Annotated in this window: 9 protein-coding genes; 7 read left to right on the plus strand and 2 right to left on the minus strand. The window is 70.0% G+C overall.

Annotated features, from left to right (window positions below):
• Position 1: 1 nt before the first annotated feature.
• Complete coding sequence (locus tag IPN47_06980) at positions 2-1,498, minus strand: S8 family serine peptidase (protein ID MBK9407784.1); 1,497 nt, start codon at positions 1,496-1,498, stop codon at positions 2-4.
• 422 nt (positions 1,499-1,920) lie between these two features.
• Between IPN47_06980 and IPN47_06985 the strand changes: the two genes are divergently transcribed.
• The gene (locus IPN47_06985) at positions 1,921-2,994 is read left to right on the plus strand and encodes an HDOD domain-containing protein (GenBank protein ID MBK9407785.1); all 1,074 of its coding nucleotides are present in this window, start codon (positions 1,921-1,923) and stop codon (positions 2,992-2,994) included.
• Positions 2,995-3,055: 61 nt separating this feature from the next.
• Here IPN47_06985 and IPN47_06990 read toward each other — a convergent pair whose 3' ends face one another.
• Positions 3,056-4,591, minus strand: a complete 1,536-nt coding sequence (locus IPN47_06990; GenBank protein ID MBK9407786.1) for an AAA family ATPase — start codon at positions 4,589-4,591, stop codon at positions 3,056-3,058.
• A gap of 136 nt (positions 4,592-4,727) precedes the next feature.
• Between IPN47_06990 and IPN47_06995 the strand changes: the two genes are divergently transcribed.
• From IPN47_06995 to IPN47_07020, 6 genes are all read left to right on the plus strand, one after another.
• Entirely contained in the window at positions 4,728-5,234 is a 507-nt protein-coding gene (locus IPN47_06995; GenBank protein MBK9407787.1) for a hypothetical protein, read from the plus strand.
• 111 nt (positions 5,235-5,345) lie between these two features.
• Positions 5,346-5,822, plus strand: a complete 477-nt coding sequence (locus IPN47_07000; GenBank protein MBK9407788.1) for an SRPBCC family protein — start codon at positions 5,346-5,348, stop codon at positions 5,820-5,822.
• A 299-nt stretch (positions 5,823-6,121) separates the two neighbouring features.
• Positions 6,122-8,413 carry a hypothetical protein gene (locus IPN47_07005; GenBank protein ID MBK9407789.1) on the plus strand — a complete coding sequence of 764 codons (2,292 nt, stop codon included), beginning with the start codon at positions 6,122-6,124 and terminating at the stop codon, positions 8,411-8,413.
• Positions 8,414-8,617: 204 nt separating this feature from the next.
• A complete protein-coding gene (locus tag IPN47_07010; GenBank protein ID MBK9407790.1) occupies positions 8,618-9,601 on the plus strand; it encodes a hypothetical protein in 984 nt (327 codons plus the stop codon).
• Positions 9,598-12,213 (plus strand): tetratricopeptide repeat protein, encoded by a 2,616-nt coding sequence (locus IPN47_07015; protein ID MBK9407791.1) that lies wholly within the window; start codon positions 9,598-9,600, stop codon positions 12,211-12,213. The genes IPN47_07010 and IPN47_07015 overlap by 4 nt, the downstream gene beginning before the upstream one ends.
• Complete coding sequence (locus IPN47_07020; protein MBK9407792.1) at positions 12,210-12,968, plus strand: DUF4159 domain-containing protein; 759 nt, start codon at positions 12,210-12,212, stop codon at positions 12,966-12,968. The genes IPN47_07015 and IPN47_07020 overlap by 4 nt, the downstream gene beginning before the upstream one ends.
• The last annotated feature ends 55 nt before the right edge of the window (positions 12,969-13,023 follow it).

The raw sequence follows: 13,023 nt of genomic DNA on the forward strand, positions 1-13,023 counted from the left end.
CTTACGGCACGACGATCGTCTTGGTGATGGAGTTGGTCAACCCACCGGCATCGGTGACGGTGAGCGTGACGTTGTAGGTCCCGGCGAGGCCCATCCACAGCGTCTTGATGGCGCCGGTCTTGGGCTTCTCGCCCACGTGGGCCACCCAAGCGTAGGAGACCACACCGACGTCGTCGGTGGACGAGGTGCCGTTGAAGGTGCACTGCCAGTAGGCGCCCGACTGGATCTTGCAGCTCGACTTCACGAAGTTGGCGACGGGAGCCTGGTTGGTCGGCGGCGGCGGGGGCGGCGAGCCACCACCGATGTTGCCGACGTAGAGCAGCCGGTTGGCCGAGCCCGTGCCGGGGTTGGTGATCTTCCCGGTGGTGGCATCGGCCTTCATCGCGGCCTCGACCTGCGCCGGCGTGAGGGCCGGGTTGTTGCCGAGGTACAGGGCCGCCGCGCCGGCGACGTGCGGGGACGCCATCGACGTGCCGCTGATCGTGCTCGTGGCGGTCGTGGAGCCGATCCACGCGCTCTTGATGCTGACGCCCGGGGCGAAGATGTCGCCGCAGGTGCCGTAGTTGGAGAACGAGGCGCGCGCGTCGGTGTTGCTGCTGGCCATGGTGCTGATGACGCCGTTCGTCACGCCACGGCGGGCCGGCGAGGCGGTGCAGGCGTCGCTGTTGTCGTTACCGGCGGCAATGGCGAAGGTGACGCCGGCCGCGGCGAGCGCGTCGGTCGCGTTATCGGCGGAGGTGTTGATGCTCCCACCGAGCGAGGCATTGGCGACCGCCGGCAGCTTCTTGTTGGCGATGACCCAGTTGATGGCCGAGACGTACCACGACCAGGAGCCCGAGCCGCTGGAGTTGAGGACGCGCACCGGGTGCAGCGTGACGGACTTGGCGAGGCCGTAGGTGGTGCCGCCAATGGTGCCGGCGACGTGCGTGCCGTGGCCGTTGCCGTCGTTCGTGGTGCCGCTGCCGGTGAAGTCGGCGCCATTGCCGATGCGACCGGTGAACTCGGTGTGCGTCGGGTTGATCCCGGTGTCGATGATGTAGGCGTGAACGCCGGCACCCGCGTTGGGATACGTGTAGCTGTTGTTGAGCGGGAGGTTGCGCTGGTCTACGCGGTCCTGTCCCCACGAACCGACCGGGGACTGCGTGCCGGTGGCGTGGATGAGGCCGTCCTGCTCGACGTAGAGGACGTCGGGGCGACGGCGCAGCTCGGTGACGGCGGTCGGCGAGAGGCGAGCGGCGAAGCCGTTCATGGCGCGATCCCAACGCGCGGTGACCACGCCGCCGCGGGCGTTGGCCTCGGCGACGGCATCGCCCTGCGCCGCAAGGTCACCCGGCGTGCGCAGCACGACGAGGTATTCGTTCGGGATCACCTGCGTGGTGAGGTCCCCCTGCGGGACGAGTAACGGGGCCAGCCGAGCCGCGCCCGATGGGGCGCTGGGGTCGGCACAGGCGGTGACCACGAGTCCGGCGGCTGCAACAAGTCCGAGCGTCCGCTTCACATTTCCTCCAGGTATTGGGGAGCACGACCGTGATGTAGCCCCGCAGGTCCGGCCTAGGCATCGTCCGCATCGTGGCGGTCGGATGTCGTTAGGCTCTCAGGCGCCGATTGGCGCAGGGCGGCCGTGGCCGCGACGTCCCGGGGGAGAGGCGCGCTATCCTACGTGCATCTGGACGCGCCGTCAATGCGGAGGTTTCGAATCGCGGAGCGAACCGGTGGAGAGACGAACATTTGCGACATGCGTCACAAGAAACCTGATGCGGTGGCGCCACGAAGCGGTCAAATCTGCAGGGCATCTTTGTGTCGCGGATATGCTCGGCGTGTGGAAAGAATCGCCCGCCACGCGCCGATACTTCCCGGGGAGACGCAGGCTCTGGCGACACCATCGGTGTCGTCCCGCGAAGTCCCCGCACCCGTCCCTCCATGCTCGGCGACCTCTTCAAGCGGTTCCGCTCGTCCGAACGGCCGGCTGTTGCAGCTGCCGGAGCCTCCACGGCGCGCCCGACCACGGCGGAGCGCACGCCGCCCTCGGCCGTGCCGACGGTGGCCCCGACGACGCTCCCCCCCGTGCCGCCTGACGCGGATGCACGCGAGATGCAGGGGTGGCTCGAGCTCGACGTGCGCACCCGCGTGGCCGAGTTGCACAACGTGCTCTCCCGCGAGGACCGTGAGACCGACGCGCCGCGCTTCCTGGACGCGCTGCTGGAGTCCTTTGACGCCGTGGTGCGCCAGCCGCCGCTGGCGGCGCAGCGCGCGCTCAGCGTCACGCGCGATACGAGCGCCCCGACGTCGCGCCTGGTCTCGCTGGTCGAAGGGGACCCCGGACTCGGCCAGGCGCTCCTGCGATACGCCAACTCGGCGTACTACGCCACCGGTGGGGGGCGCGTCGTGTCGCTGCACGGCGCCGTACAGCGTGTCGGGACCTCCGGCGTGCACAACGTCGTCCTCAAGACGATGGTCGACGGGCTCCTCTGCCGCCCGGGGAGCGCGTACCAGGACATGGTGAACCTGTCGTGGCAGCACATGGTGCGCGTCGCGCCGATCACGCGTGGGCTGGCGCCGGCGTTCCGCGCCGTGCCTGACGAGGCCTACGCGCTCGGGCTGCTGCACGACGTCGGGAAGCTCGTCGTCTTCGATCGCCTGGGCGAGCTGCGGAAGACACTGCGACGCGACGTCGCATTCCCGCTGCCCGTCATTGGCGTGGTGCTGCGCATGCTGCACGAGCCCCTGGGGGGGCTGGCGGCGCTGCAGTGGGGGCTGGGAGCCGGGGTCGCCCACGCCATCGCCACGCACCACCGCGCGCCGGTCCCCGAGATGTACGATCCGCGCTGCGAACTGTTGTTCTTCGCCGAACGACTCGACCTGGCGCGCTCGCGGGGACGACCGGTCGACCTGGAGCGCTGGTGGAAGGACGGCCTGATCGTCACGCCGTTCGATATCGTCGAGCGCGCCGTGGCCAACATCCCTGAGGACGCGGAGGAAGGGGCACCCGCCTGACGGCTCGCCGTCAGGGCCGGCGGTGGCCGGCTCGTCCGGTCTCCCGCGCCCCGTCTCCCGATCAGCTCAGGAGGATGGGGCGCGGTGGCGTCGGGGCTTCGCCGTCGGCGTGGACGGTGCGGTCGCGTGCCCACGTGCGCAGCGACCCTAACGACTCGGCCATCGTACGGGACAGCGGTCGCGTGGCCGACAGCTCGTGGGCGATCCGCGCCTGCGTGAGCGTACCCGCGTCGCTGAAGGCGTGATACTGCGCCGCGACGATGGCCTGCTCGATCTCGGCGCCGCTGAATCCGTCGGAGGCGGCGACCAGCGGATCGAGGGCGACTCCCTTGGGGTCGGTGCCGCGCTTGCGCAGGTGAATCTCGAAAATTGCCCGGCGAGAGGCGGCGCGCGGCAGGTCGACGAAGAAGACCTCGTCGAAGCGTCCCTTGCGGATGAACTCGGGGGGGAGCGTCGAGACGTCGTTGGCGGTGGCGACGACGAAGACGTCGCCGCGGCGGTCCTGCAACCACGAGAGAAACGAGCCGAAGACGCGCCGCGAGACGCCACCATCCTGCTCCCCGCCGGACGAGGCGAAGGCCTTCTCGATCTCGTCGATCCACAAGACGATGGGGGCCATGCGCTCGGCCGTGCGGAGGGCGCGCTTGAAGTTCTTCTCGCTGTCCCCGATGTACTTGTCGTACAGGAGCCCAGGGTCGAGGCGCAGCAGCGGGAGCGACCACTCGTTGGCCACCGACTTGGCGCAGAGGCTCTTGCCGCATCCGGGGACGCCGAGCAGGAGGATGCCCTTGGGGAACGGGAGGCCGAAGGCGGCGGCCCGTTCGGGGTCGAGGACCGCAGCGCGACGGCGGGCGAGCCACTCCTTGAGCCCCTCGAGCCCGGCCACCTGCGACATCCCCCCCTCGGTGGGCCAATACTCGAGGAGTCCATCCTGCTCGACGGCCTGCCGTTTGGCCTCCGTGACGCGCGGGATGTCGGCGGCGGTGAGGGCGCCGTCGGTCATGATCAAGCGGGTGAGGATCTTCTCGGCCTCGGTGAGCGACAGCCCGGCCAGGTTATGGAGTAGGCGGGCGCGATCGGAGGGGGTGAGGTCGACGCGGACCGGCATGCGGGCGGCGTGATCCCTCGTGACGCGCTCCATCAAGGCGCGGTAGTCCTCACCCTCGGGGGCGGGGACGGAGATGACGATTGCGTGCTGCCGCAGCGATTCGGGGAGGGTGACATCGCCCCCCGAGATAACGAGCGTCCCTCGGCGCGTGGCGAAGCGGTCGACCACGTCGTGCAGATGGGCGACGACGAGGGGATCCTCGAAATGGGCGCTGAGCGCGGGGAAGTGGTAGATCCCCGTCCCCTCGCGCTCGACGTGGCGTAGCGCGTCGGTCGGGAGGGCGGTGTCGTCGATGAAGGGGTCGGTCAATCCGCCGCCACGCCGAATCCCCTTGGACCGGCGCCATTCGAAGTAGTGCAGGGAGAGGCGGGAGGCGACGTGTCGCAGTGCCTCCTCCGCTCGCTCGTACTCCCAGGTGTCGAGTACCACGAGGGAGTAGCGTGAGCGAACGAGGAGTTCGAGTTCGTCGAGGAAGGCGGCGCGTGTCATGGGCGGTTCGTGACCTGATTCCCCTTATGACTGTCCGACGTGAGGGGCGTCACCCCGCCGACGGGGCGGGGGAGGCTTCCCAAAGCCCGATCGCCCGGTGTTAAACTTCCCGTCCCACATCTCTGGCCAACGTCGCATGCCGAAGTCGAGTCGTACCGCTGCCATCACCGGTGACCACGCCGCCATCGAAACGCCGCGCACGCAGGCCGATCGAATGTTTCGCGCGGCGCAGGAGTGCATCCGCCAGCGTCAACGTTATGCGCGTCTCGTCGAGCGTGCGGCGCACGAGGAGGAACAGCAGGGGGCGCTGCGCATCGCCTGCATCTGCGACGACGTGCTGATCGCGAGCGTCAAGGCCTACGAGACGACGACGGCCACGGGCTCGGCGCACCGCGAGGAGGACTGGTGGCACAAGGCGAACAGCCTCTGGCACGCCTCGCGCGAGTACAGCCGCCGTCACGAAGGGTGCGACAAGGACAGCCGCAAGTTCACCGACCACTCCCCGGCGCGGCTCGCCGAGCTGACGATGGAGTACGATCTGGAGGCCTCGGCGCTGCTCGCGTTGCAGCATGCGGTGCAGGCGTATCGCAAAGCGGCGCCGGACGCCGAGCTCGAGTCGAACGGCGCCGCTCGCGTCGCGTAGGACGGCGGTCGACATCGCTCCACGGTCGCGCGACACCGCGCGGCCGTTGCGGGACATCGCGGAACGACGGCGCTGTCCCGTCCGTTTGCCCAGTGAGTCAACCCTGGGCCCATGCCAACGCACGTTCTCCGCGCTTCGCTTCACCTCCCGCTCCCCATCGAGCAGGTCTTCCCCTTCTTTGCCAAGGCCGAGAACCTCGGGCTGATCACGCCGCCCGAGATGGGGTTCGAGATCAAGACGCCGCTCCCGGTCGACATGCGGGAGGGGGCGCTGATCGACTACACGATCCGCCTGCACGGCATCCCCATGGGGTGGCGGACGCTGATCTCCACCTGGAATCCGCCGCACGAGTTCGTCGACGAGCAGCTCAAGGGGCCGTACGCGATCTGGCACCATACGCATCGCTTCCGCGCCGATGGCAATGGCGGGACGTTCATCGAGGACGAGGTGCGGTATCGGCTGCCGTTGTCGCCGCTGGGAGACCTGGCCCTCCCATTCGTGAAGCGGCAGCTCGACCGGATCTTCGCCTACCGGACCGAGGCTGTGCGGCGCATCCTCCTGGGGGAGCGAGCGGCTTCCGCCGCCTAACGCCGACGCCCGGGGAGGTCGCCGAGCCCGAACCGTTCCATCGACCGCAGGCGCTCGTCGTGTGGCGCGCCACCACGGATCGTCCCCGTGGCGCTGCGCGGATGGGGGCGGGGAGGCAGCTTGGGCGGCCCGGGGAGCGGGGGATCGGCTCCCTCGGCGGGAGCGCCGCGTGACTCGGGGAATCGCGGCATCTGGCGCCGCCGCGCGCGCCAGCGGAACGTAGGCGCAGTTCGTACGTACACCGTGCTGGAGGGGACCGCAGCGACGGGACCGCGACACCGACGACGAGGGGGGCGGGCTTGGATCGTCTGGTCGAGCTGTTGTTCAAGTACCGCCCGTTCGCCTTCGCGAAGGGGACGCTCGCCTTTGCCTCCGCGATCCCCCCCTGGATCATCGCCGTCGGGGCGGTCGTGGCGTCGGGGGTGGCGGTGGCCACCTACCTGCGACACGCGGGGGAATTGTCCCGTCGGATGCGACTCGCGCTCGCGGGACTTCGCGTCGCAGCGATTGCCGTGCTCGCGCTGGCGCTGGCACGTCCCGTCCTGGTGCTGAGCACCTCGATCCAGCAGCGCAACGTCGTGGCGGTCGTCGTCGACGATTCGCGGAGCATGCAGGTGCGCGATGTGGACGACGGGAGTCGCGGCGACGTCGTCTCCCGCCTGGCCGGTGGGGCTGATTCGGCGCTGCTGCGGGCGCTCGCCGAGCGATACCAGCTGCGGGTCTTCCGGCTGGGGGCGGGCGGGCGCCTGCCCGATGCCTCGTCCATTCGATACGACGGGACGCGCACGCGGCTCGCCGCGTCGATCCTGCGCATCGAGGACGACCTCACCGGGGTGCCGACCGCGGGGGTGGTGTTGTTGAGCGACGGCGCCGATAACGCGTCGGCGACACCCGGTGAAGAGGGGCTTGCCGAGCAACTGCTCTCGCTGCGCGCCCGCCAGGTCCCGGTGTACACGGTGGGGATCGGGAGCGAGCGCTTCGATCGCGACGTGGAGGTGGCGCGCGTGGACGCGCCGCGCACGTTGCTGCGCAACGCTTCGCTCTTCGTGCAGGTGGTCCTCGTGCAGCGGGGTTACGGTGGGACGCGCGTCCCGGTGGTGGTCGAGGATTCGGGGCGCATCGTGGGGACGGCGACGGCGTTGCTCCCGCGCGATGGCGAGGCGGTGTCGGTGCGCATCCGGGTTCCGGCCACGGAGACGGGGGCCCGCCTGCTGACGGTGAAGGTCCCGCTGCAGGCGCGGGAGATGATCGCCGAGAACAATGCGCGCACGACGCTGGTGGTGGTGCGCGATCGGCGCGAGAAGATCCTGTACATGGAAGGGGAGCCGCGGTTCGAGCTCAAGTTTCTGCGGCGCGCGGTGGAGGCGGACGGCAACATCCAGTTGGTCACGCTGCTGCGCTCGTCGAAGGACAAGTTCCTGCGACTTGGCGTCGACGACTCGTTGGAGCTGGCGGCGGGCTTTCCGCGCACCCGTGAGGAGCTGTTCTCGTATCGCGCGGTGGTCCTGGGGAGCGTGGAAGCCTCGTTCTTCACGGCGGACCAGTTGCGCATGCTGGGGGACTTCGTGAGCGAGCGGGGCGGGGGGCTCCTGGTGCTGGGTGGGCGGGATGCGTTAGGCGAAGGGGGATACGGCGGGACGGCGGTCAGCGACGCGCTCCCGCTGGAATTGCAGGGGGTGTCGGGCGATGCGCCGGTCCTTGCCACGCTGCAGGCGACGCCGACGGCGGCTGGGGCGGGGCACGCGGCATTGCAGCTCGCGGGCGACGACAGTGCCTCCCGGGCGCGGTGGACGGCGTTGCCGCCGCTCACCACGGTGAACCGGCTCGGGCGCGCGAAGCCCGGGGCGACGATCCTGCTGACGGGGATGGCGCCCGACGGCGTGACGTCGCGCCCGCTGCTCGCGTACCAGCGCTACGGGCGCGGGAAGGCGATCGTGTTCGGGGCGCAGGACTCGTGGCTCTGGCAGATGGAAGCGTCGATTCCGGTGGACGACCAGACGCACGAGACCTTCTGGCGGCAGATGCTGCGCTGGCTGGTGAGCGACGTGCCGGATCGCGTGGAAACGATCGTCGCGGACGAGAGTGGTCCGGGCGAAGGGGTGTCGCTGCGCGCCGAGGTGAGCGACTCCGGCTTCCTGAAGGCGAATGGAGCGACGGTGCTCGGGACCATCACGCCACCGCGCGGTGTCACGCAGGAGGTGGCGCTGGAGTGGGCGGTGGAGCGCGACGGTGAGTATCGCACGACGTACGTCCCGGACGGGAACGGGGTACACGAGGTGCGGCTCCGAGCGGTGGTCGGGCGGGACACGGTGGTGGGCGAGGCGGCCTATGTTCGCGTGGCGCCGCCGACGCAGGAGTACTTCGGGGCGGAGATGCGGCCGACGCTGCTACGGCAGCTGGCCGAGGAGACCGGGGGGCGCTACTACCCGGCCGATCGCGCGCTCGACGTGGCAAAGGACATGGTGTACAGCGCGAGCGGGGCGACGGTGGTGGAGCGGAAGGACCTGTGGGACATGCCGGTGCTGCTGGGGCTGTTGCTGCTGGCGTTAGGCACCGAGTGGGCGTTGCGGCGACGGCGCGGGGTGGCGTGATGCTCGAGCGAGCGGCGAGGAGGGCGGCGTCGACGTGTCGGACGGCGACGTCGGGACGGCGATGGAGAGCGCGATGACGCGAGGCGAGGCGTGGCGATGATGATGAGCGGGCGGAAATGGTACCGGCACCTTCGGGGGGCGGGGGTAGCGTTGTTGTTGGGGGGGGCCCCCCACGTCACGCTCTCCCGCGTCGCGTCCGCTGCCGTGCCCACCCCGGCCGGTGCTTCCGTCGTCGCCTCGACGGACATCGCGACCGAACCTGCGCCGCGCACCGCCGTGCTCATCGTCGCCGGCGTGAGCGGCGAAAAGCGCCTCGCCGATGCGTTCTATCAGTGGGCCACCACGGTGGCGTCGGCCGCCACCTCGCGCTTCGGCATCCCGGACTCGCTCGTGACCGTGCTCGCCGAGGATTCCACGCGCGCGCGGGTGCGCGCCCGCTCCACACGAGAGAACATCCTGCGGTCCATCACCCGGCTCACCGCCGGGATGACGGCGGGCGATCGCCTGGTGATCATCCTCTTCGGCCACGGCACCACGCAGGGCGACGAGTCGAAGTTCAACGTCCCGGGGCCAGACCTGTCGGGCGAGGATTTCAAGGTCGCCCTCGCCGCGCTGCGGAACGTTGGGCTGATCTTCGTGAACACGACGAGCGCCAGCGGGGACTTCGTGAAGCCACTGGCCGGGGCCAATCGAGTGATCATCACGGCGACGCGCTCCGGGCGCGAGCAGAACGAGACGCTCTTCCCTGCGCACTTCGTCGCCGCACTGACGACCGCCGGTGCCGACAGCGACAAGGACGGGCGGGTGAACCTGCTCGAGGCGTTCACGTACGCCCGGCGTGAGGTGGAGCGCGTGTTCGAACAAGGGAATCGCATCGCCACCGAGCACCCGTTGCTCGAGGACGACGGCGACGGCGTGGGGCACACCGATGCGAGCGAGAAGGGGCCCGACGGCCTGCGCGCGCGCACGGTCTTCCTCGAGCCCTCGGGTGGTGCGACGCTGGCGGCCGATCCGCGCGCGGCGCGACTCCTGACCGAGCGCCGAGAGGTGGAGGGACGGCTGGAGGCGTTGCGTGCCCGGCGTGCGACCATGAACGAAGATGCCTACCAGAAGGCACTCGAGCCCTTGCTGGTCGAGCTGGCGGAGAAGACGCGCGCCTTGCGGGCGCTCGAGGTGAAGAAGCCATGAGTGTGTACCGGCGTTGGGGAGTGCTGGCGCTGCTCGTGCTCGCGCCGCCCACGGCGTGCGCGCAGGAGGGCGACGCGGCATCGCTGGTGGCACAGGGGACGACGGCGCGGCAGGCCGGGCGATACGACGACGCGATCCGACTCGCGCAGCGGGCGACGGCGCGCGACAGTGCGCACGCCGGGGCCGCGCGCCTGCTGGCGCGCGCGCTGCGAGATGTGGGGCGCTATTCCGAGGCGAGCGAGGCGGCCGAGCGATTTCGCCGGGCGGCGAATGGTGCCACCGATCTGGACGTGCTCCTGGGCGACATCCTGCGCCTCCGCGGACGAGTGGAGGAGGCGCGCGCCGCCTACGAGCGGGCGCGACAAGGGGGCGATTCGCTCACGGCCAAGCTGCAGCTGGCGACGCTGGCCTTCGAGGGTGGGGCGCGCGACGAGGCGATGCGCGCCTTCGACGCCTTCATCGATATCTACAACAGCGGCCGTCGCGCCCTCACCGCGGACGAACTGCGCGCGGTGGCGGTGGCCTGCCGATACCTGGGGCGCAACGATCCGCAGCTCTTCAAGGATGCGCTGAAGGCGTACGATCAGGCGATTGCCGCCGATTCCAGCAATCTCGATACGCGCACCGAGCTCGGCTTCCTCTTTCTCGAGAAGTTCAACGCGGTCGACGCGCGCGCCACCTTCGCGGCGGTGCTGGCGACCAACCCGACGCACCCGCGCGCCCTGCTCGGCATGTCGCGCGTGCTGTCGTTCGACGGGCGTGGCGATGCCTCGGCACTCGTCAGGCAGTCGCTGGCGGTGAACCCGAGCGACGCGGAGGCGCGGGCGGTGGCCGCGCTCCTGCTGATCGACGTGGAGCGCTACGACGAGGCGGCGGCGGAGGCGATTCGCGGGCTCGCGGCCGACAGCGGGGCCGCCCAGCCACTCATCGCGCTGGCCGCCGCCAGGTGGCTCTCCGGCGACTCGGCCAACTTCCAGCGGGCGCTGGAGCGCGCGCACGCGCGCCTCCCCGGGGCGGCGGACGCCGAGGTGACGTTGGCCGACGTCGCGGCACGCAACCGGTTGTATCGTCAGGCGGCGGCGTTCGCCGAGCAGGGACTGTCGCGCGATCCGCGGGCGGCTCGAGCCCTCGCGCTGTTAGGCGTGAACCAGCTCCGGCTCGGTCGCGTCGTCGACGGCAAGGCCAGTCTCGACCGCGCCTTCTCCCTGGATCCGTACGACGTCTGGGCCAAGAACACGCTCGACCTGCTCGACACGTTCGACGGCTACACCGAGGTGAAGACCCCTCGGTTCGTGCTGGTGATGGAAAAGAAGGATGCCGCGCTCCTGGCGCTGTACGCGGCGCCGCTCGCCGAGATGGCGTTCGACTCGTTGGCGGCGCGCTATGGTTACCGTCCGGCCGAGCCGGTGCGCGTGGAGTTCTTCCGCAGCCACGCCGACTTCTCGGTGCGCACCGTGGGGTTGGCCGGACTTGGGGCGTTAGGCGTGTGTTTCGGACCGGTGGTCGCGATGGACTCGCCGGCGGCGCGCAAGGTGGGGGAGTTCAACTGGGGCTCGACGCTCTGGCACGAGATCGCCCACACCTTCACGTTAGGCGCGACCGACAACCGCATTCCGCGCTGGTTCTCGGAGGGGCTGTCGGTGCTGGAGGAACGGCGGGCGCGCCCCTCGTGGGGGAGCGACGTGACGCCGGAGTTCCTGGCCGCGTACGCCGCCGGGATGCTCGCCCCGCCGTCGCGCATGAACGACGGCTTCATGCGCCCGCGTTTTCCGCAGGAGGTCATCCTCTCCTACTACCAGGCGTCGCTGGTGGCCGAGTGGATCGAGCGCGAGCGCGGGGCCGCGGGGATCCGGGCGATGCTCGCCGGCTATAAGCGTGGGGCCACCACGCCAACGGTGGTGCGAGAGGTCCTGGGGCTGGACGCCGCGGGGCTCGACGCACGCTTCGACGCGTTTGTACGGGAACGCTTCGCGCGGGAGCTGGCGGCGGTCACGATGGAACAGGGCGGGGAGCGGGAGCAGGGGATCCGGTGGCGGGGGACCTTTGCCGATGCGATGCGCGCGGCGACGGCGGCCGCGGAGCGCCAGCGATGGGACGATGCGGTGCGCGAACTCGAGCGCGCGAAGACGCTGCTGCCGTCGTATGCCGGCGAAGACTCGCCCTATCGGACGCTCTCCCAGATCCACCTCACGCGCCGCGACACGGCGGGGGCGGTCCGTGAGCTGCAAGCCATGACCCAGCGCAACGAGCTGGCGTACGAGGCCAACCTGGAGCTGGATGCCCTGGCCGCGGCACGCGGTGACGTGCCTGCCGCGCTGGCGGCGCTCGACCGGACCCTGTACATCTCGCCCTTCGACCTGGGGATCCACCAGCGGCTGGCGGAGCGCGCGGCGCGCGTGGGGCGCCATCCGGTCGTGATCCGCGAGCGGCAGGCAGTACTGGCCCTCGATCCGTCGGATCGGGTGGATGCGATGTACCAGCTGGCGCTTGCGTACGCCAACGCCGGCGAGGTGAGCGCGGCGCGCCGGGAGGTGCTGCGGGCGCTCGACCTGGCCCCCAACTTCGAGAAGGCGCAGGCGCTCCTGCTTTCGCTCCAGGAGAAACGGCCATGAGACGATGGCGCAGGTGGGGATTGGCGCTGCTGGTCCTGCTCCCGGCCCTGACGGTCGCGGCGCAGGGCTTTCGCGGGCGTCGGCGCGCCCCCGGGAACGACCCCAACCCGAACGTTCCGTACGACGGACGCTTCACCTTCGTGCGGATGCGATTCGAGCCGTTAGGCGGCGGGTGGGACCTCAAGTGGGACCACGACTACCCGCGCGCCGAGACGCACTTCATGAAGATCCTCGAGGAGCTCACGACGGTGAAGCCGTTCCTCGAAGGGAGCAACATCCTGGCGTTCGACGATCCCGCGTTGTTCAAGTACCCGGTGGCGTACGTGTCGGAGCCGGGGTACTGGTCGATGAACGAACAGGAGCTGGCTGGGCTCAAGGCCTACGTGCAGAAGGGGGGCTTTCTCATCTTCGACGACTTCGCCGGCACGCCGCAGTTCCGCAACTTCGAGTTCCGATGGATGCAGGCCTTCCCCGGCATGACACTGGTCAAGCTCGATCGGTCGCATCCGCTGTTCGACTCGTTCTATCACATCGAGTCGCTGGACATGGATCACCCGTACTACGGCGCGAAGGCCGAGTTCTGGGGTGCGTTCGAGGACAACGACCCGGCCAAGCGCTTGGTCATGATCGCCAATTTCAACAACGACATCGGCGACTACATGGAGTGGTCCGACGAGGGCTTCCTCCCGATCGCGCTGAGCAACGAGGCGTACAAGCTGGCCGTGAACTACGTCGTGTACGCCATGACGCACTGAGGCACACCCGACGCGGCGCTGGCGCCGCGCTGCCGCCGACCGTTTGATCGACACG

It is taken from the genome of Gemmatimonadota bacterium, from assembly GCA_016719105.1.
Taxonomy (GTDB): domain Bacteria; phylum Gemmatimonadota; class Gemmatimonadetes; order Gemmatimonadales; family Gemmatimonadaceae; genus SCN-70-22.

Excerpts from the sequence above, each read along its gene's own strand:
- IPN47_06985 (MBK9407785.1), top strand. The coding sequence starts at position 1,921 with ATGCTCGGCGACCTCTTCAAGCGGTTCCGCTCGTCCGAACGGCCGGCT.
- IPN47_06990 (MBK9407786.1), bottom strand. The coding sequence starts at position 4,591 with ATGACACGCGCCGCCTTCCTCGACGAACTCGAACTCCTCGTTCGCTCA.
- IPN47_06995 (MBK9407787.1), top strand. The coding sequence starts at position 4,728 with ATGCCGAAGTCGAGTCGTACCGCTGCCATCACCGGTGACCACGCCGCC.
- IPN47_07000 (MBK9407788.1), top strand. The coding sequence starts at position 5,346 with ATGCCAACGCACGTTCTCCGCGCTTCGCTTCACCTCCCGCTCCCCATC.
- IPN47_07015 (MBK9407791.1), top strand. The coding sequence starts at position 9,598 with ATGAGTGTGTACCGGCGTTGGGGAGTGCTGGCGCTGCTCGTGCTCGCG.
- IPN47_07020 (MBK9407792.1), top strand. The coding sequence starts at position 12,210 with ATGAGACGATGGCGCAGGTGGGGATTGGCGCTGCTGGTCCTGCTCCCG.